A 17301-nucleotide genomic window follows, 5' to 3' on the forward strand; every position below is an offset into this window, starting at 1 on the left:
CCGTCAGGGACCGCTGCGCACGGACCCTTCCTACGCTGCTGGGCACCGGCCGAACACGGGCCGGACCAGCACCTGAGGGAGAACCACCATGCGCAAGATCCTGCACACCGTCGCCGCGCTCGCCCTCGCGGCCGCCGGCGCCACCACGATGGGGACCTCCGGCGCCCAGGCCGCCGACGGCTCCTGGGACGGCTGCCCGTACGGGGCGGTCTGCATCTACCCGCAGGACGCCGACACCAGCCGGCCGCCCACCGACATCTTCTACAGCTACGGCGCCCACAACCTCCGCAACCAGAACGGCTGGCACTGGGTGCTCAACAACCAGTCCGGCGGCGCGCACGCCCATCTGTGCACCGGTTACAACGGCACCGGCTGCGGCGAGGACCTCGCCGCCCAGACCGGCGTCTACGCCGACCTGACGCCGATCAACTCCATCACCCTGGACCGCCCCTGACCCTGACCCCGACGGTCGCCTGACCGCCGGGCCGGGCCGCCCGCGGCGGGGTCCTCCGGGGGGAGGACTCCGCCACGGGCCGGCCGCGTCGCGCCCGCTCATACGGCCTCCGGTGACGGGCAGGTGAGGTCGCCGGGCGGCACCGTCCCGGCGAGCAGGTAGGACTCCACGGTGGAGCGCACGCACGGGTTGGGCCCGGGGTACTGGCCGTGGTCGCCGTTCCCGGTGACCGTGACCAGGCGCGAGCCGCGCAGCGCCCGGTGCGCGGAGCGCGCGGCCTCGATAGGCGTCGCGGGGTCGTGCACCGAGTTGAGCATCAGCGTGGGCGGCAGGCCCGCTCCCGTGACCCGCACCCGGGGCGCCGTGGGCGCCGGCCAGGAGGCGCAGACCGCCGAGAAGGCGAGCAAGCGGGCCCCGGCCAGCGGCCGGCGTGCCGCGTTCTCGGCGCCCCGGTCCGCCCAGACGGACAGGTCGCGCGTCCACGGGGTGTCGGTGCAGATGACCGCGAAGTACTCGGCGAGGAACTCCGGACCGAGGTAGTCGCCGAAGACCTCCCGGGCGTTGGTCCGGGCGGCCGGCCCGGCGTTCGGCCAGTCGTCGAGCGCGACCAGCGCCCCGGCCAGCCGGGTGAAGCCGTTGTTCTCCCGGTAGACGGCCTGGATCGCGCCGTTGTCGAACTGGTTGGGCCCGATGGTGAGGGCGCCGTCCACGACCGGGTGCTCGCGCAGGGCCGACCGGCGGGCCTCCCAGCGGGCCTTCGCCTCGGCGACCGTCGTGCCGTAGCGGTAGACCGGGTCCCGGGCGGCCAGCCACGGCAGGAAGTCCTCCTCGAAGCGCCGCTGGAAGCTCATCGGCAGCCGCAGCTGGAACCGCTCCCAGGTGCCGTCGAAGCCGATGTTGCCGTCCAGCACCATCCGCTCCACCCGCTGCGGGAACAGCGTCGCGTAGTACGAGCCGATCATGGTGGCGTAGGACGGCCCGTAGTAGCTGATCCGGCGCTCGCCGAGCAGCGCGCGCAGCAGGTCGAGGTCCCGGGCGGTCTGCTCGGTCGTCAGATGGGGCAGCAGGCCGCCACTGCGCCGCTCGCAGTCGGCGGCGAAGCGCTGCGAGGCGGCGATCACCCGGGCCCGGTCGGTTGGAGTGTCGTCGCGGAAGTCCCCGGCGAAGAACGCCTGGAACTCCTCCGGCGTCTGGCAGACGGCCCGGGTGCTGCGCCCGACACCGCGCTGGTCGAAGCCCACGACGTCGTAGGCGGCGCCGAGCGCGGGCGCGTTCCTGACGAAGTCTGCCGGGCGTTCCAGCCCCTTGCCGCCGGGGCCGCCGGCGGCCGTGAGCAGGGTGCCGATCCGCCGTCCTGGGTCGCTCGCCCGGTGCCGGGAGACCGCGATGGTGAGGTCGGGCCCTCGCCCGGGGTGGTGCCAGTCCCGGGGCACGGCCATGGTCGCGCACTCAAGCCCGGCCCGCTCGGCGCAGGGATGCCAGTCGAGCCGCTGGTGGGCGTAGCGGGCGGGGACCGAGGGGGCGGCCGGTCCGGCGGGCGTCGCGACGGCGCCCGCCGCGACCGCCGGCTGGGCCAGGGTGAGGACGGCGAGCAGGCCCGCCGTGCGCCTGCCGAGGGCGGAGAGCCGGAAGCGGCGCCGGGCGCGGGTGACGGTTCGAGTGGTCATGACGTAGATCCTGGCCGCCGGACCGGTCGTGGTCGATCCAGTCCGCACCCGTCTTCTTCCTGGTGCCTGGACCACCCTTGACGGGAAGTCAGGTTCAGTCTCCCCCTCGGGGCGGCGGGGCGGCCCAGGGCGCCGGGCGGTCGGCGCGCGGTGGTCGGCGCGCAGCAGCGAACGGGCGCCGGTCAGTGCGCGACGGTGAAGCGGGCGCGGCGGTGGGCGGGGCGCTCGGCCTCGTCGAGGAGGGCCACGGCGAGGTCCTCCACCGAGATGGCCGAGACGCCGTCCGGGCCGACCAGGAGCTCGTCGCGGCCCAGCCGGTAGCGGCCGGTCCGCTCGCCCGGTTCGAGCCGGGCGGCCGGGCTGAGGTAGGTCCAGTCGACCTCGGCGTCCGCGCGGCAGAGGGCCAGCTGCTCGCCGCAGGCGTCGGCGATCGGGCGCAGCGCGGCGGGGAAGTCCGGGGCGTCCACCAGGGTGACGCCGTTGCCGTCGGGCAGGGCGAGGCTGCCGGCGCCGCCGACGACCAGCAGTCGCACGCCGGTTCCGGCCAGGCCGGCCAGCAGGCCCTTGGTCGCGGTGGCCAGTTCGTCCTCGTGGCCGGGGGCCGGGCGGGTGGCCGTGACCAGCAGGTCCTGGCCGGCGGCGAGGCGGCGGACGTCGGCGGGGTCGCGGGCGTCACCGGTGGCGGTTCCGACGGCCGGCGGCAACCGGTGCGGGCGGGCGGGGTCGCGCAGGACGGCGGTGACCCGGTGGCCGCGGGCGGCCGCCTCGGCGACGACCCGGCTGCCGACGTTGCCGCTCGCACCGAACACGGTGATGCGCATGAGGGGGTTCTCCTGGGGGCTGGATCGGACGGTGGGAGGGAGGTGTCAGACGGCCTGGCGCGCACGGGCGCCGTCGGCTGCGCCGGTGTCGGTGCGGTCGGCGGCGGCGTCCTCGGAGGGCGCGGTCGCGGGTGCCCCGGCGACGACCTTCGACGGTGTGCGCGGCCGCTGGGTCTGCGCGGCGACGAGCGAGCCGAGCACGATCAGCGCGCCGAGCGCCTGGACGGGGGAGAGGTCCTGGCCGAGGGCGAGCCAGCCGAGCGCGGTGGCGACCACGGGGCTGAGCAGGCCGAGGAAGGTGACCGAGGTGGGCGGCAGGGCACGGATGCCGCGGAACCAGAGCGCGTAGGCGACGGCCGCGCCGATCAGGCTCAGGTAGCCGTAGCCGAGCAGGTTGGCGCCGGTGAGGTGGGACGGCGGCGGGCCCTCGACCAGCAGGGTGACCGGGAGCAGCAGCAGACCGCCCGCGGTGAGCTGCCAGCCGGTGGTGGCGAGCAGCGGGGCCGGCGAGGTCCAGCGCTTGGAGAGGACGACGCCGGTGGCCATCACCACCGCGCCGCCGAGCGAGGCCAGGATGCCGAGCGCGTCCAGCTGGGCGTTGGCGCGCAGGACCAGCAGGCTGACGCCGGCCACCCCGGCGATGCCGGAGAGGAGGGTGCGCCGGGAGAGGCGGTCACCCAGGAGTGCGGCCGAGAGGCCGGCGGCGATCAGCGGCTGGACGGCGCCGACGGTGGCGGCGACCCCGCCGGGCAGGCGGTAGGCGGCGACGAAGAGGAGGGCGAAGAAGGCGCCGATGTTGAGGGCGCCGAGGACGAGTGAGCGCCACCACCAGTCGCCCTTCGGCAGGCGCCGGGTGAGGGCGATCAGGAGCAGCCCGGCGGGCAGGGCGCGGAGCACCCCGGCGAGCAGCGGACGCCCGGGCGGGAGCAGCTCGGTGGTGACGAGGTAGGTGGAGCCCCAGATGGCGGGGGCGAGGGCGGTGATCAGCACGATGGCGAGTCGATTCCTTAGCACTAAGCCAATGTATCTCAGTGCTAAGGAATCTGGACAGGGGGTCGGGGTGCGGATGCTGTGAGGTATCTCACCGCTAAGGAATCGTTTAGGCTGGAGGGCATGGCAGAACGCGAAGATCATGTGGACCGGGTGGTCCGGCAGTGGGGCGCGGAGCGTCCGGACCTCGATGTCTCCCCCATGGAGGTGATCGGCCGCCTCAAGCGGCTGAGCCGGCTGGTCGACGCCGAGCTGAAGGAGACCTTCGCCCGGCACGACCTCGACTTCGCCTCCTTCGACGTGCTCGCCACCCTCCGCCGCAGCGGCCCGCCCTACCGCCTCACCCCGACCGGCCTGATGCGGTCGGCGATGGTCACCTCCGGGGCGATCAGCCAGCGCCTCGACCGCCTGGAGGCGCGCGGCCTGGTCACCCGCACCCCCAGCGGCTCCGACGGCCGCAGCCGCGACGTCGCCCTCACCGAGGAGGGGTACGCCCTGATGGACCGCGCCCTGCCCGACCACCTCGCCACCGAGCGCCGCATCCTGGCCGACCTGGACAAGCCGCAGACCGCCGCGTTCATCGACGCCCTGCGCGTCGTGCTCGGCACCCTCGGGGACGACCCGGAGTAGCCGCGGCGACGGGGAGCCGGGCCGACGGGGGCCCGGCCGCTCAGGGGTCGACCGATCAGGAGCTGACCGCTCAGGGTCGGCCGCTCAGGGGTTGACCGCGACCGCCTTGGAGAAGGTGTAGTGGAACGTCCCGCCCGGCTCCGCGGCGCGTCGCAGTTCGGCCACACCCCGGTCGAACGCCTCCGGCGTGGTGAGGCCGGCCGCGACCGCGTCGGCCCGCACCGCCTCGACCATCGCGATGAAGGTGCGCCGGGTGAAGTTCTCGACCAGCGCGGGCCGGGCGCTGTCCGCGGACATCGTGCGCAGGCTCACCGCGACGTCCCGGAAACCGGCGTCCGCGAGCAGCGGGTGCAGCCGCCGCCCGATGAGGCCGTCGCCGCCGGCGTCCGCCTGGAGCCGGGCGAGGTGGTCGACGACCCGCTGCGCCGCCTCGCCGCGCGGGTGGAAGCACGCCGTGCCGTGGTCGCCCTCGATCACGGTCAGCGTGCCGCCGGGGCGCAGCACCCGGCGCAGCGCGGCCAGTGCCGCCGCCGGGTCGGCGAGGTGCTCCAGCACGAAGCAGACGAAGACGTGGTCGAAGGAGTCGTCGGCGAACGGCAGTCGGTGCAGATCGCCGTGGTGCCACCGGACGTTCGCGCCGGGCGCGTGCGCGGCCACCCGGGCCCGCGCCTTCGCGAGCGAGTCCGCCGAGATGTCGGCCGCCGTCAGCAGCGCGCCGGGGCTGGAGTCCAGCAGGTGCACCGTCTGGGCGCCGACGCCGCATCCGGCCTCCAGGACCCGGCTGCCGGGCGGGTAGGCGGTGCCGGAGTGGAGCAGGCCGGCCAGGGTGTCGGCCTGGTCGCCGAGGCGCCGGGCCTCGGCGGGGGAGTAGCCGTGGACGTAGCCGGGGCCGGTGCCGACGGCCGGTTCGGGACGGACTGCGGGGGGCTGCGGGGCGCTTGTGGTCATGCGCCCACCCTCCCGGCACAATGGACCGGTGCACAGGTCCAATGGCAGCCCGGAGGACAGGTCCAAAACCGCCGGAGCCGACTTCCTCCAGCTCGACCCCCGCGAGGCCCCCGCCGGCGGCCTCGCCGACTGGCTGGCCCGCCGGCTCCGGCAGGCCATCGCCGACGGCCGGCTGCCGGTCGGCAGCCGCCTGCCCGCGACCCGGCTGCTCGCCGCCGACCTGAGGGTCTCCCGCGGGGTGGTCACCGACGCCTACCGCCGTCTCACCGAGGAGGGCCGGATCGCGGGCCGGGGCAGGGGCGGCACCGTCGTGGTCGACCCGTTCGCCCAGAGCCCGGCACCCCCGGCGCCCCCGACACCCCGGGCATCCCAGGCACCTCCGGCGTCCACGGCGGCCACGGCCCGCCTCGCGTCGCCGCCGGCGCACCCGCCGAACGGGCGGCGCCCCGGCTCGCCGTTCGACCAGGCGCCCGTCCCGGCCAGCTTCGAGATCCTGCGCACCGCCCCCGCCCGGATCGACCTCTCGCCCGGCGTCCCCGACCTCGCCGCCTTCCCCCGCGCCGCCTGGCTGCGCGCCGAACGCGCCGTCCTCCACGACCTCGCCGCCCAGGACTTCGGCTACGGCGACCCGCGCGGAACCCCCGCCCTGCGCCGCGCCGTCGCCGACTGGCTCGGCCGCAACCGCGGCATCCGCGCCGACCCCGAGGACGTCCTGATCGTGGCCGGGGCCGCCCAGGCGCTCGCGCTGGCCGGCGAGGTGCTCCGCGCGGCCGGCCTCGACGCCGTCGCCGTGGAGGACCCGGGCTCCCTCGGCACCCGCCAGCACCTCGGCCACCGGATCACCGAGACCCCGGCCGTGCCCGTCGACGCCGAGGGCATCCGGGTCGACGCGCTGCGCGCCACCGGTGCCCGCGCCGTGCTGCTCACCCCCGCCCACCAGTTCCCGACCGGCGCCGTGCTCGGCGGTGCCCGGCGGCGCGAACTGCTCCAGTGGGCGGCGGACGGCGGGCTCGTCATCGAGGACGACTACGACGCCGAACACCGCTACGACCGCCCGCCGGTGCCCGCGCTGCGCGGCGTCCTCCCCGAACAGGTCCTCTACCTGGGCAGCGTCTCCAAGCTCCTCGCCCCCGCCCTGCGCACCGGCTGGATGCTCGCCCCCGCCCGCTACCGCGACCTCCTGGTCGACGCCAAACGGCTCAGCGACCTCGGCAACGCCGCGCTGCCGCAACTCGTCCTCGCCCGGCTGATGGACTCCGGCGCGCTGGAACGCCACCTGCGGCTGCTGCGCCCGCGCCACCGGCGCCGCCGCGACGCCATGACCGCCGCCGTCGGCGCCCGTCTGCCCGGTGCCGTGGTCCACGGCGCGGCGGCCGGACTGCACCTGATGGTCACCTTCCCCGGTGGCCTGACCTGCACGGACACCGAGTTCGCCGCGGCCGCCCTGGCCCACGGGGTCAAGGTGCAGCCGCTGTCCTGGCACGCCCGGCTGCCGCACCCGCCCGGGCTGGTGCTCGGCTACGCGGCCGGCGTGCCCGGCGAGATCGAGGAGGGCGTCGCCGTCCTCGGACGGCTGCTCCGGGAGGCGGGACGACCGCTCCCGGGGTGAGGCTGCTGGTGACATGCCGCGCCCGCCCGCCGTCCTGGGGCCGGGCGCCCGGACCCGACCGACCAAGGGAGGCCCGGATGCCGATACCCCGCCTAACGATCCGCGTCGCGCTCCTCGTCCTGCTGCTCTCCGCCCTGGCCCCGTCCGGCCCGTCCGCGCCGATGACCCCGCTCGCCCTGTCCGGCGCGGCCGGCGCCGAGGGCACTGAGGGCGCCGAGGGAACCGAGGGCGCGGAACCCGCGGCGACGGTCCCGACACACCCCACCGCCACGGAGAGGACGACCCCCGTGTCCAGCACCGATTCGCGACAGCTCGCGGGCCGCCGCGTCATCTACTCCTACCCCGGCCCCACCCCGCCGCCCGAACTGCTCGACACCGTCCGCGCGGGCCGCGCCGCCGGCGTCATCTTCTTCAAGGAGAACGCCCCCACGGTGGCCCAACTGAGGTCGGCCGTTGACCAGTTGAACCGGGCCGCGGCCGAGGCGCCGACCGGCGCGCCGCTCCTGCTGATGACCGACCAGGAGGGCGGCAAGGTCCGCCGGCTGCCCGGTGCGCCGGAACTCTCGGCCAAGCAGACCGGACTGGCCGCCGACCCCGCAGGGGCGGTCGCCGAAGCCGGCGCCGGAGCGGCCCGGACCCTGAGCGACGCGGGGCTCAACCTCAACCTCGCGCCCGTGCTCGACGTCTTCGACACGCCCGACAACTTCATCGACCACTTCGAGCGCTCGTACAGCGGGCGGCCCGAGGTGGTGGCCGAGTTGGGCTCCGCCTTCCTGGTCGCCCAGCAGAAGCTCGGCGTGGCCGCCACGGCCAAGCACTTCCCGGGCCTCGGCTCCGCCGCCCGGGAGGCGAACACCGACGCGAGCGCCGTCGTCCTCCCCGTCCCGCTCGACGAACTCCGGGCCCGCGGCGAGGAGCCGTACCGTGCCGCGATCGCCGCCGGGGTCCGGCTGGTGATGGCCTCCTGGGCGGTCTACCCGGCCCTCGACGCCTACCGGCCGGCGGGTCTCTCCCGCGCCGTCGTCCAGGGCGAGTTGCGCGACCGCCTCGGCTTCCGCGGGGTCACCGTCACCGACGCCCTCGAAGCCGGCGCGCTCGCCGACTTCGGCGACGCCGGCGACCGCGCCGTCGCCGCCGCCGAGGCCGGTATGGACCTCGTGCTCTGCTCGGGCCGTGACGTCGCCCAGGGCGACGCAGCCGTCGAGGCCCTCGCCACCGCCCTCGACAGCGGCCGCCTCGACACCGCCGGCTTCACCGAGGCCGTCCACCGCGTCGACGCCCTCCGCACCTCGCCGACGACCCCCTGACGCCCGGCCGCCGGGGTGGCGCAGGTTGGCGAGGGTGGCGCGGGGGTGGCGCGAAAGGGAGTGAGGGTGGCGCGAAGAGGGTGCACGGACGATCAACACGCGCCGATCCGTAGCGGAAACGAGCGGACACGGAGGGTCATCCGGATGGCAGGCTTTCTGCCGTGACTGCGCACCCTCTCGTACACGAGATCGCCGACGCCTACCTGGCCCTGGTCGACGCCGCCTCGCCCGGGCTGGTCGAGGGCCTGTACGTGGTCGGTTCGACGGCCCTGGACGACTTCCACCCGGCGCGGAGCGACATCGACTTCGTGGCCGTGACCGCCGACCCGGTGACGGCGGAGCAGCTCATCGGGCTGGAGCGCGTGCACGCCCGGCTCGCGGTCCGCCATCCGCGCCCCGTGTTCGACGGGCCCTACCTCACCTGGCACGAACTGGCGGGCTCGCCGGCCCAGGCGTCGCCGGGGCCGCACGTGTTCGGGGGGACGGTCCGGCACCGCGTGCGGTCCGGCCGCACCCCGGTGCTCTGGCACACCCTGGCCCGGCACGGGGTGACGCTCTGCGGGCCGCGCGCCCAGGAACTGATGATCGACACGGACCCGGAGGAACTGGCCGGCTGGACGGCAGGCAACCTGGAGGAGTACTGGCGCCCGTGGTGGCGGCGCTCCTCCCGGCTGGCGTCGCGGCCGGGGCTGGCCTGTCTGAACGCGTGGGGACCGGCCTGGGGGGTGCTCGGGGTGAGTCGCCTGCACTACACGCTCGCCACCGGGCGGATCGCCTCCAAGCGCGGGGCCGGCGAGTACGCCCGGGCGGTGTTCGACGAGCGGTGGCACCGGATCGTCGACGAGTGCCTGCGGATCCGTGACGGCGGGCGGCGGCGCTCGTACTACCCGAACCCGTTCGTCCGGCGGGCGGACGCGCTCGCGTTCATGGACATGGCGATCACGAGCGCCGAGCTGCTGGCTCCGGGCCGGCTCTCCCTCGGGGAGTAGCGGGGGAGCGCAGCGCGGGCCGTCGAGATCACATCCGGATCTCTTTCGCGCACATGCGACATGTCACATGTGGCGCGTTGATGAACCCGGCGAACGGCGACGGCGTCTCGCTGTGCGGCCAGGCCGGCCCGGTCCGGCGCAGGCGGCTGACCGTGACAACTTGAAGAAATCTTCATCTGCAAGGATGATGCTTCCCGCCGAAAGGCCGATCCAGGGCCCATCCAGCGACGCGCAGGGAGTGACGGACGATGCCGGTCCCGCTGTACCAGGCGAAGGCGGAGTTCTTCCGCACGCTCGGGCACCCGGTGCGCATCCGCGTCCTGGAGCTGCTCCAGGACGGGCCGCGACCGGTGCGCGAACTGCTCGGCGCCATCGAGATCGAGCCCTCGAACCTCTCCCAGCAGCTCGCGGTGCTGCGCCGCACCCAGCTGGTCACGGCGACCCGCGAGGGCAACACCGTCGTCTACGCGCTGAGCACGCCCGACGTCGCCGAGCTGCTGCGGGCCGCGCGGCGGATCCTGACCGAACTGATCACCGACCAGGGCGCGCTGCTCACCGAGCTGCGGGCACCGGAGGCGGGTACCGCGCCCGCGGGCGAGCGATGACCGGCCCGTCGACCGACCGGCCCGTCGACCGACCGGCCCGTCGACCGAAGGAGTGCCCGGGCATGAGTGAGAACACCGGCGAGCGCGGCCGGGAGGCCGAGGCCACGCGGGAGGAGAAGGCGCGGCGCAAGGCCATGCTGATCCGGGCGGGCATCTACATCTTCGCCACCCACCTGTTCGCGGGGTTCGTGCTGCTGCTGTTCGCCCTCGGCGACCGGAAGTGACCCGAAGCGACCGGAAAGGGCCGGGAACAGGCGCGGAACGAGCGGAACGGCGGGCGCGACCGCCACGGCCGGCCCCGGCCGGGGAGCGGCCGGGACCGGTCCGGTGCGGCCCGACGGCCGCCCGCCGGGGTCAGAGCGGGACGTCCTCCCCGGTGTAGCGCAGGCTGGTGCTGGTCCAGGCGTAGACGCCCTCCACCAGCTCCCGGGTGCCGTCGAGGTACCAGCGGCCCGCGGGGTGCCGGAGCAGCAGGCTGCGGCGCAGCACCTCGCTCTCCGCCGTCAGCCGGTCGATCCGGGCCCCGACCGCGCGGGCGGCCCGGCTGCGGGTGCAGCCGCGGATCCGTTGCAGGGTGAGCACGGTGTTGAAGGCCGCGACGTTCTGGCGTTCCTCGCGGTCCGCCGAGTAGAGGTCGTTGATCAGTGTCGCCGCGTCGGCGGTGTTCGCGCGCAGGCGGTGCAGGGCGGGGTCGGCGTGCAGGCCGGCCGGTGCCTCGCCGCCGTGGACGTGCTCCAGTATGTCCATGAACGGGTAGAGGCAGCTGGCATGGCGCCGCAGCCGCACCGTCTCGGCCAGGTCGGGCTGGGTGCGGGCGGCCCGGTGGGCGGTCTCGGCGAGGAAGGTCCTCAGACAGGAGCGCCATTCGGCGGCGGCGCGGCGGCGCCAGCCCGGCGGCATGGGGGCGGTCTGCCGCTGCCACAGTTCCCGCCAGGCGTCGAGCAGTTGGGGTTGCGAGGTGCCCGCGGGGACGGGCCGCCCGGCCAGGACGGCGAGCAGGGGCTCGACGATGGCGCGCGCCTCGGCGGGGTCGCGGCCGGGCGGGCCGTCGAAGCGGTCGTCGAGGATGGTGAACCAGCCGAGGATGTCGACCAGCAGGTCCAGCTCGGTGCCGTGGGCGCGGGGATACGAGTGGCCGATCAGCTCGGGCAGCGCGTAGGTGTGGTACCGGGCGAGGTCCTCCGGGGCGAGCAGTCCGTGGCCGAGCGCCCAGTCGCTGTGCCGGGCGGTGGCCGCGCGCAGCTCGCCTGCGGTGCGCGGTTCGCCCTGCGGGCGCAGCGCGTCGGGTGCGCGCAGGGCGGCCGGGGGAGCGGCGGGGGGAGCGGTCGGGGCGGACAGCGCCTCGATGCGGACCGGCGGCGCGGGCCGGGGGACGGTGCCGAGCGGCCGCAGCGCGGTGACCGGCCGGAGCGTGGTGACCGGACCGAGGTCGGTGACCGGGACGATCGTGCTGAGCGGCCCCGGACAGGTGGCCGGCCGGATGGTGCGGATCGGGTCGGCGGTGCTGTCGCGGGTGGTGGTTCCGGCCCGGGGGGCGACGGTGCGTGCCGCGGTCACCAGGGCGCTCGGATGCGGGCCTTCCACGGTGGTGGAGGTCGCGGAGCGGCGGTTGGCGAGCGACGACTGGGCGGGGAGCAGGACGGAACCGGTGGGACCGGGGGAACCCGAGGAGTCGGTGGGACCGCCGGGACCGGTCGGACCACCGGGACCGCCGGGGCCGGTGCGACCGGCCGGAGCCGCGGCGCCCGCCGGGCACGGCTCGCCCGGCCGTGGCCCGCGCGGTCCGCGCTGGCCGTGCGGCGCGAACGGCGGGTGCTGGCCGTACGGGCCGGAGTCGGCCTGCCGCGGCCGGACGATCGGGAGGCACTGGGCGGGTGAGTCCTCGTGACCGCCCGTCGGCGTGCGGCGCGGGCCGGGGGCGTGCGGGGCGCGGCCCCCGCGCGGAGTGAGCCGCACGCGCAGCCCCTGGGCCTGGACGGTCGTCCACACCACCTCGCGGGCCCGGACGCCGGGGATGGCCGTCGGGCGCCAGCGGCGCAGGATGGCGGCGGCCGCCACGGTCAGCTCGGCCCAGGCGAAGGCCTCGCCGATGCACTTGTGCTTGCCGGCGCCGAACGGCAGGAACGCCTGCCGGGCGGCGCCGCCGACGCCCGCCGGGCCCTGCGTCCGGCCGGCGCCGTACCAGCGGCCGGGGTCGAAGCGCAGCGGCTCCGGGTAGAGCGCGGGGTCGCGGTGCACGGCGGTGAGGCTGTAGAGCAGCTCGGTGCCGGCCGGGACGAGGTAGGGGCCCAGCTCGACCGGCACGCGCGCGGTGCGCATCAGGAACGCGTTCGGCGCGTGCAGCCGGACGACCTCCTGGGTGACCGCGCGGGTGTAGGTGAGACGGGCGAGCGCCTCCGGGGTGGGGACGGTGCCGGCCGGCAGGTGCTCGTCCAGTTCGGCCAGGACCCGCGCCTCGACCCGGGGGTGCCGCACCAGTTCGTCGATCAGCCAGGTGAGCGTGGTGGAGACGGTCTCGGTGCCGGCGCCGAACATGGTGATGGCCTCGGACCGGACGTCGGCCTCGGTGAGCGGCCGTCCGGTGGCGGGGTCGACGGCGGCGCGCAGCACCGCGGGCAGGGTGGCGCCGCGCCGGCCGTCGGCGCCGGTCAGCGGGCACCCGCCGTCCGGCGCGGTGCCGTTGACCGCCTGGTCGACGACCTCGTTCAGCACCCGGACCGCCGCGTCGAAGCGCCGGTTGACCGGCAGCGGCAGCCGGGCGAGGGACCGGTGCGGGTACAGCGACTGGACGATCTGGCCCTTCACCATGTCGGGCAGGGCCCGGTGGAAGGCGAGCGTGGCGTCCTCGCTGAGCCGGGCGTCGAACAGGGCGCGGGTGACGATCTCCAGCGCGAGGTGGTTCATCTCCTTGGCCACGTCGAGGACCTGGCCGGGGCGCCAGCGCCGGGCCCGTTCCTCGGTGACCTGGTGCATCACGGCGAGGTACTCGGCCATCCGGTCCGGGCCGAACGAGGGCTGGATGATCCGGCGGCGGTCGCGGTGGGCGCGGCCCTCGGACATCAGCAGGCCGTCCCCGAAGGCGGTCTTGAGGGTGTCCTGGACGGCGCCGCGCGGGCAGTCGTGGGCGAGCGCCACCAGCAGGGTGTGGACCAGCCCCGCGTCGGTGACCACGCAGACCGTGCGCGGTCCGAGCCGGATCCGGACCACCGCGCCGTGTTGCGAGAGCGAGCCGAGGAAGCCGAGCGGGTCGCGCAGCAGGGCGGGGGCGTGGCCCAGGCCGGGCACGGCGCCGGGGGCGAGCGGGGGGACGGCCGGGCTGCTCTCCGCCGGGGCGGTTCTGGGCGGGGCGGACGGTCTGTGGGTCTCGTTCGTCAGGATCATGACATCACCTCTCACCAGATGGACCGGGGGGACGGACCGGTGGGACGGCCCGGCGTGACCGGCCGGAGTCGGACCGGTCGACCGACCCGGCGCCGCGGTACCACCGGAGCCGCCGCCGCGACAGCCGGGATCCGGAGGCCTGTTGAAGCAGACCCCCGCGCGCGCCACGGACAGAGGGCGCACGCCATAGGAAACGCGCCGGTCGCGCGAGCGTTGCGCCGTGCCCGGATGGATCACTCCATTGGTGGAGTGTCCTCAAGGTGTGCGCGGCGTGTCCCGATGAGGGCGCTCCGGCGGAGGCGGTCCGCGGACCCGGTCGCGACGCCCCGCGGGTGTGCCGGTGGAGCGGCCCGCCGGGGCCGTCCTGCCTGGCAGGCAGGGCCTTTCGGCCCTCGGCGGGACGGTGCGCGGGGGTCCAGCATGGTGCAGAACCGAGGAGGACCCCCTGATGACCCGTCTGCGCAACCGGCCCGCGCTCGACCTCCGCGTGGAGATCCGGGGCGAACTGCCCCGCGAGGACGCCGAGTACGCCCGGACGCGGTCGCTGGCGCTGATCACGGACCTCGGGCCGGACGCGCACGCGGCCCGGCTGCGGCTCACCCGCCCGCGCGACCGGTCGGTCACCAGGCCCGCCGTCGCACAGGCGTCGGTGGAGCTCGACGGCGCCGGCCGGGTGCGGGTGGAGCTGGCCGCGGTGGCGGTGCGCGAGGCGGTCGACCTGGCGCTCGGCACGCTCGCGGGGCGCGCGGTGCGACTGCGCGAGCTGGGCGACATAGGGCTCGCCTCGGCGTTCGAGAGCTCCTACCGGCCGCAGTTCGCGGCACGCCCACTGGCCGAACGGCGGATCGTGCGGCGCAAGTCCGTACGTTTGGCCCGCCGCACGCCCGAGCAGGCGGTCCGCGAGATGCTGGCGCTGGACTACCGCTTCCACCTCTTCTCGGACGTGCTGACCGGCCAGGACAGCCTGGTCCACCGCAGGCCCGGCAACGGCGGGTTCCGGCTGGTCCGGGCGCACTCCACGGCCCGGTTCGGCGGCCCGGGACTGCCGCTGGTCGAGAGCCCGCACCCGGCGCCCCGGCTGGAGCCGGCCGAGGCGGCCCGCCAACTCTGGCTCACCTGCTGGCCGTTCGTCTTCCACACCGATCCCGGCGACGGCCGCGGCCGGGTGCTCTACCGCCGTTACGACGGCCACTATGGCTTGATCGCGCCGATAGCGGGGGCCCGCTGACGGGCAGGTAATGATCGGCACGGGCTGACCGGTACACGACCGACAACGGACGAGCACACCTCCACGCTCTGGACGGGAACTGGGACCATGGACTGCGAAGAAGTCATGCTGACCGTCAGGATCACGGCTGCCGAGCGGGCCCTGCTGCGCGAACTCGCGCGCGGCCACGGCACCGACGTGTCGGACGTGGTCGTGGACGGTCTGCTGGACGTCATCCCCGGCCTGCACGTCCTGCCCGCGCGGCCGGCCGGCGCCGCGCTCGCCGCCATCCCCGGGGACGCGGGGGTGGTGCAGTTGCTGCGCGTACTGGCCCGCCCCGCCCCGTGCGCGATGACGCTCTGGCTGCCGGCGCCGGTCGCCGATCTGCTCCCGCTGGTCGGTGGGCGGATCGCCGAGGTCAGCGGGCTGCGGGTCGGCCCGGCGAGCGCGGCCCTGGCCGCCGCGCTGCGGTTTTGGCTGACCGGGGATCCGAAGCGGCTCGCCGCGGGGCTCGCCGGACTGCACCGGCACGGCGCTTCCCGGCTCGCCGTCCAGCGGCTCGACGTCGCCGCCTGAGCGCGCCCCCGGCGGCCGGGTCCCGGGGGTCCCGGTCCCGGACGGTCGGCTCGCGCCGGACCCGGGGGGCACGGGGGGCGCGGGCGTGATCGAGGGCGCGCGGGGAGGTGTGCCGAGGGCGGCCGGTCGCTCGTGACGCCTCGTCGGTCCGCCGTCCGGTGCGGGCCGGACGGGCAACCGCCCGGTGGTCGACGGACCGTCGGGCCGGGTGGGGCCGGAGCGGTTCCTGGGGGTCAAGTGGCATGTCCTGGACGGGAAATTAGCTGGTCAGAGCTCTGGTCACGACCTGCGCGCAGGTCTAGCATTCCGGTCACGGCGACCGGTGTCCGGACCCCCGGACTACCGGTGCGGTGGCCGCCACCACCCCCTGCCGGGGAGCGTACACCCCCCGAGTACGCTCCCCGGCGCCGCTTTGTGCGCGGTGCCCGCCCACCCGCGCCCGTTCCCGGCGCTGCCGCGGATTGTCCGCCCCGCGCTCGGTAGCCGCATCGCCCGCCGCGCGCCCCCGCGACCGTCGTCGCGCGCCCCCGTCGCGGCTCGCACGCCCGGCGGCGCGCCCCGGGCCGGGCCGCGGCGGATCCGCCGCCGGGGGAACCGTCGCGTGCGAACCGGTCGTCCCCCACCCGACGGGCGCCACCGGGTGCCCGCCGAGGAAAGGAGCGTCCGGTCATGCGCAAGGTACTGATCACGGGCGGTGCGGGATTCATCGGAAGCACCGTGGCGTCGGCCCTGCTGGACGCGGGCATCACCCCGGTCGTCCTCGACGACCTCTCCAAGGGGCGGGCCGAGTTCGTCGAGGGCCGGGTGTTCTACCGGGGTGACATCGCGGACCCGGAGCTGGTCGACCGGATCTTCGCCGAGCACCCCGACATCGACGCGGCCCTGCACTGCGCCGCGCGGATCGTGGTGCCCGAGTCGGTCTCCCGGCCGCTGTTCTACTACCGGGAGAACGTCGGCAAGACCGTCGACCTGCTGGAGTCGCTCCAGCGCAACGGCTGCACCCGGGTGGTCTTCAGCAGCTCCGCCTCGATCTACCGGCCCACCCCGACCGGCCGCGTCGACGAGTCCTGCCCGGTCGAGGCGAACAGCCCGTACGCGCGCACCAAGCAGATGATGGAACAGGTGCTCCAGGACTGGACGCGCGGCGACGGAGCCGACGGGACGCGGGTCATCGCGCTGCGGTACTTCAATCCGATCGGCGCCGACCCGCAGCTGCGCACCGGGCTGCAGGACCTCCAGCCGAGCCACGCGCTGGGCAAGTTGATCGAGGCGCACACCAACGGCACGCCGTTCACCATCACCGGGGTCGACTGGGAGACCAGGGACGGCTCGGGCATCCGCGACTACATCCACGTGCAGGACGTCGCCGAGGCCCATGTCGCCGCGCTGGTCCGGTTCGACGAGGTGGTCGGGCCGGCGGCGGAGGAGCGCTACCGGGTCGTCAACATCGGGACCGGCGACGGCACCACCGTCCGCGAGCTGGTCGCCGCCTTCGAGCAGGCGGTCGGCGCGACGCTGGACGTCCGGGAGGCCGAGCCGCGGCCCGGGGACGTCCTCGGCTGCTTCAGCGATGTGACCGCCGCGCGCGAACTGCTCGGCTGGACGCCGCGGCGGACCATCGCCGAGGGCGTCGCGGACGCGCTGGCCTGGCGGTCGCGGTGGGCGGCCCGTACGGCGGCCACCGTCTGACCCGCCCCTGCGGGGAGCGTCGCCGGTGTCCCGCCCTGCCCCGCCCCGCCCCGCCCTGCCTCGCCCCGGCCGGACGCGGGCCGGGGCGCCGGCGGGCGCCGGGGCTACTTGGACTGGTCGAGGCCGTTGATGAAGTCCTTGGCCTTGTCGGCGGCGGTGTCGATCTGGCCGCTGTACTTGCCGTCCGTCTTGTCGTCTATGACGTCGGCGACCTTGTCCAGGCCCTGGCTGATGGCGCCGCTGTGCTCGCGGGCGAGGTCGGTGGCCTTGTCGGCGAGGTTCTTGAGGTTGTCGAACATGATGGTCCTTCTGTTCGTCCGGCGCGGTTCGAGCCCATCCTAGTCGCCGCTGACCTGGGGTTTCCCGGAAGCGGGGCGTCGGCGGGATGACTTTGCGGGGGTGGGTTTGTATGCTCCTGGCTTGCTCTA

Annotated in this window: 16 protein-coding genes; 10 read left to right on the forward strand and 6 right to left on the reverse strand. The window is 75.6% G+C overall.

The features are described from left to right. Window positions 1–88 precede the first annotated feature (88 nt). Window positions 89–454 (forward strand): hypothetical protein, encoded by a 366-nt coding sequence (locus ACFZBX_RS09015; protein ID WP_391532392.1) that lies wholly within the window; start codon window positions 89–91, stop codon window positions 452–454. A 98-nt stretch (window positions 455–552) separates the two neighbouring features. On the opposite strand, the gene ACFZBX_RS09020 is transcribed toward ACFZBX_RS09015, so the two are convergent. The 3 genes from ACFZBX_RS09020 to ACFZBX_RS09030 all read right to left on the reverse strand — a co-directional run bounded on the left by ACFZBX_RS09020 (window position 553) and on the right by ACFZBX_RS09030 (window position 3956). After that, window positions 553–2121, reverse strand: a complete 1569-nt coding sequence (locus tag ACFZBX_RS09020) for an alpha/beta hydrolase (protein ID WP_391532394.1) — start codon at window positions 2119–2121, stop codon at window positions 553–555. Window positions 2122–2303: 182 nt separating this feature from the next. Continuing rightward, window positions 2304–2942, reverse strand: coding sequence for an NAD(P)-dependent oxidoreductase (locus ACFZBX_RS09025; protein WP_391532396.1), 639 nt, complete (start codon window positions 2940–2942; stop codon window positions 2304–2306). 45 nt (window positions 2943–2987) lie between these two features. Further along, the gene (locus ACFZBX_RS09030; protein WP_391532398.1) at window positions 2988–3956 is read right to left on the reverse strand and encodes an EamA family transporter; all 969 of its coding nucleotides are present in this window, start codon (window positions 3954–3956) and stop codon (window positions 2988–2990) included. Between the two features lie 99 nt (window positions 3957–4055). Between ACFZBX_RS09030 and ACFZBX_RS09035 the strand changes: the two genes are divergently transcribed. Then, window positions 4056–4562, forward strand: coding sequence for a MarR family winged helix-turn-helix transcriptional regulator (locus tag ACFZBX_RS09035; RefSeq protein ID WP_380751445.1), 507 nt, complete (start codon window positions 4056–4058; stop codon window positions 4560–4562). A gap of 84 nt (window positions 4563–4646) precedes the next feature. On the opposite strand, the gene ACFZBX_RS09040 is transcribed toward ACFZBX_RS09035, so the two are convergent. Next, window positions 4647–5510, reverse strand: coding sequence for a methyltransferase domain-containing protein (locus tag ACFZBX_RS09040; protein WP_391532401.1), 864 nt, complete (start codon window positions 5508–5510; stop codon window positions 4647–4649). 28 nt (window positions 5511–5538) lie between these two features. On the opposite strand from ACFZBX_RS09040, the gene ACFZBX_RS09045 reads away from it, so the two are divergent. From ACFZBX_RS09045 to ACFZBX_RS09065, 5 genes are all read left to right on the forward strand, one after another. Continuing rightward, complete coding sequence (locus ACFZBX_RS09045; protein ID WP_391532403.1) at window positions 5539–7119, forward strand: PLP-dependent aminotransferase family protein; 1581 nt, start codon at window positions 5539–5541, stop codon at window positions 7117–7119. Between the two features lie 77 nt (window positions 7120–7196). Next, window positions 7197–8426, forward strand: a complete 1230-nt coding sequence (locus tag ACFZBX_RS09050; protein WP_391532405.1) for a glycoside hydrolase family 3 N-terminal domain-containing protein — start codon at window positions 7197–7199, stop codon at window positions 8424–8426. A 161-nt stretch (window positions 8427–8587) separates the two neighbouring features. Next, window positions 8588–9415 carry a nucleotidyltransferase domain-containing protein gene (locus ACFZBX_RS09055; RefSeq protein ID WP_391532407.1) on the forward strand — a complete coding sequence of 276 codons (828 nt, stop codon included), beginning with the start codon at window positions 8588–8590 and terminating at the stop codon, window positions 9413–9415. Between the two features lie 248 nt (window positions 9416–9663). Beyond that, complete coding sequence (locus ACFZBX_RS09060; protein WP_391532408.1) at window positions 9664–10020, forward strand: ArsR/SmtB family transcription factor; 357 nt, start codon at window positions 9664–9666, stop codon at window positions 10018–10020. 62 nt (window positions 10021–10082) lie between these two features. Then, entirely contained in the window at window positions 10083–10244 is a 162-nt protein-coding gene (locus ACFZBX_RS09065) for a DUF6126 family protein (protein ID WP_344338603.1), read from the forward strand. 130 nt (window positions 10245–10374) lie between these two features. On the opposite strand, the gene ACFZBX_RS09070 is transcribed toward ACFZBX_RS09065, so the two are convergent. After that, window positions 10375–13401, reverse strand: coding sequence for a cytochrome P450 (locus ACFZBX_RS09070; protein WP_391532409.1), 3027 nt, complete (start codon window positions 13399–13401; stop codon window positions 10375–10377). A gap of 448 nt (window positions 13402–13849) precedes the next feature. Between ACFZBX_RS09070 and ACFZBX_RS09075 the strand changes: the two genes are divergently transcribed. The 3 genes from ACFZBX_RS09075 to galE all read left to right on the forward strand — a co-directional run bounded on the left by ACFZBX_RS09075 (window position 13850) and on the right by galE (window position 16873). Continuing rightward, complete coding sequence (locus ACFZBX_RS09075; RefSeq protein WP_391532411.1) at window positions 13850–14629, forward strand: sigma 54 modulation/S30EA ribosomal C-terminal domain-containing protein; 780 nt, start codon at window positions 13850–13852, stop codon at window positions 14627–14629. A gap of 87 nt (window positions 14630–14716) precedes the next feature. Further along, the gene (locus tag ACFZBX_RS09080) at window positions 14717–15184 is read left to right on the forward strand and encodes a hypothetical protein (RefSeq protein ID WP_391532412.1); all 468 of its coding nucleotides are present in this window, start codon (window positions 14717–14719) and stop codon (window positions 15182–15184) included. 669 nt (window positions 15185–15853) lie between these two features. Beyond that, window positions 15854–16873 (forward strand): UDP-glucose 4-epimerase GalE, encoded by a 1020-nt coding sequence (gene galE, locus ACFZBX_RS09085; RefSeq protein WP_391532414.1) that lies wholly within the window; start codon window positions 15854–15856, stop codon window positions 16871–16873. A gap of 104 nt (window positions 16874–16977) precedes the next feature. On the opposite strand, the gene ACFZBX_RS09090 is transcribed toward galE, so the two are convergent. After that, complete coding sequence (locus tag ACFZBX_RS09090; protein ID WP_391532415.1) at window positions 16978–17172, reverse strand: antitoxin; 195 nt, start codon at window positions 17170–17172, stop codon at window positions 16978–16980. Between the last annotated feature and the right edge of the window lie 129 nt (window positions 17173–17301).

The sequence above is a fragment of the Kitasatospora sp. NPDC008115 genome (genome assembly GCF_042957205.1).
GTDB lineage: Bacteria > Actinomycetota > Actinomycetes > Streptomycetales > Streptomycetaceae > Kitasatospora.

What these genes read in the sequence shown, in the direction of transcription:
- ACFZBX_RS09015 (WP_391532392.1), top strand. Translation starts at nt 89, where the DNA reads ATGCGCAAGATCCTGCACACCGTCGCCGCGCTCGCCCTCGCGGCCGCC.
- ACFZBX_RS09020 (WP_391532394.1), bottom strand. Translation starts at nt 2,121, where the DNA reads ATGACCACTCGAACCGTCACCCGCGCCCGGCGCCGCTTCCGGCTCTCC.
- ACFZBX_RS09025 (WP_391532396.1), bottom strand. Translation starts at nt 2,942, where the DNA reads ATGCGCATCACCGTGTTCGGTGCGAGCGGCAACGTCGGCAGCCGGGTC.
- ACFZBX_RS09035 (WP_380751445.1), top strand. Translation starts at nt 4,056, where the DNA reads ATGGCAGAACGCGAAGATCATGTGGACCGGGTGGTCCGGCAGTGGGGC.
- ACFZBX_RS09040 (WP_391532401.1), bottom strand. Translation starts at nt 5,510, where the DNA reads ATGACCACAAGCGCCCCGCAGCCCCCCGCAGTCCGTCCCGAACCGGCC.
- ACFZBX_RS09050 (WP_391532405.1), top strand. Translation starts at nt 7,197, where the DNA reads ATGCCGATACCCCGCCTAACGATCCGCGTCGCGCTCCTCGTCCTGCTG.
- ACFZBX_RS09060 (WP_391532408.1), top strand. Translation starts at nt 9,664, where the DNA reads ATGCCGGTCCCGCTGTACCAGGCGAAGGCGGAGTTCTTCCGCACGCTC.
- ACFZBX_RS09065 (WP_344338603.1), top strand. Translation starts at nt 10,083, where the DNA reads ATGAGTGAGAACACCGGCGAGCGCGGCCGGGAGGCCGAGGCCACGCGG.
- ACFZBX_RS09070 (WP_391532409.1), bottom strand. Translation starts at nt 13,401, where the DNA reads ATGATCCTGACGAACGAGACCCACAGACCGTCCGCCCCGCCCAGAACC.
- ACFZBX_RS09075 (WP_391532411.1), top strand. Translation starts at nt 13,850, where the DNA reads ATGACCCGTCTGCGCAACCGGCCCGCGCTCGACCTCCGCGTGGAGATC.
- ACFZBX_RS09080 (WP_391532412.1), top strand. Translation starts at nt 14,717, where the DNA reads ATGGACTGCGAAGAAGTCATGCTGACCGTCAGGATCACGGCTGCCGAG.
- galE (WP_391532414.1), top strand. Translation starts at nt 15,854, where the DNA reads ATGCGCAAGGTACTGATCACGGGCGGTGCGGGATTCATCGGAAGCACC.
- ACFZBX_RS09090 (WP_391532415.1), bottom strand. Translation starts at nt 17,172, where the DNA reads ATGTTCGACAACCTCAAGAACCTCGCCGACAAGGCCACCGACCTCGCC.